The sequence below is a fragment of the Luteibacter sahnii genome (genome assembly GCF_034063545.1).
Taxonomy (GTDB): Bacteria; Pseudomonadota; Gammaproteobacteria; order Xanthomonadales; family Rhodanobacteraceae; genus Luteibacter; species Luteibacter sahnii.
Genome location: NZ_JAQLOK010000031.1, coordinates 1 through 524, shown reverse-complemented (window position 1 = coordinate 524; position 524 = coordinate 1). Strand labels below are relative to the sequence as shown.

Genomic DNA, 524 nt, shown 5'->3' with positions numbered 1-524 from the left:
TGGATCCGAAGCTGCATGACGTGTTGGCCAGAACCAATGTGGCCGAACTGGTCCAACCGGCGTGCGCCGAACAGGTGACGCATCAGCCGGTGCAGCCGGAGCCAGCGCCGCCGCCGCCGCCCAGATACGCCACCTCCGATCCGTTCCAGTACCACCTGGCCAGCACAGAGGTCGTCGGCAAATTAGCCGAGGGGCGTACGTCGCTGGCGCTGCGCTTTTTCGGCTGGTTGGTGTTCGGACTGCCAATGGCCTCGTTCGGATTGATGATGCTGCACGCGATCTGGTATGACGCGTCGGCGCATGCCCTGTATGTGCCGCACACCCTGGGGCAGGCGGTGCGCATGCTGCTTGGGACTGCATCGGCGCTTGCCTTCGTGGTGGCCTATCCGTACTTCACCCGGCGTCGTACCGGCAAGACTGATTGAGCGGCCCAAGCCGCGCCACGCGTGCGCTGCGTCTCATCGCGCAGCGCATGCGTTGGCCGGCAAGGGTCGTCGGTCATGGTCGCGACGTGTCAACGCCCG

The 524-nt window shown here is 65.6% G+C and carries 1 protein-coding gene; it reads left to right on the top strand.

Annotated features, from left to right (window positions below):
- Positions 1-425, top strand: a 425-nt coding sequence (locus PI246_RS18420; protein WP_320552781.1) for a hypothetical protein, incomplete at its 5' end; no start/stop codon positions are given.
- Positions 426-524 lie beyond the last annotated feature (99 nt).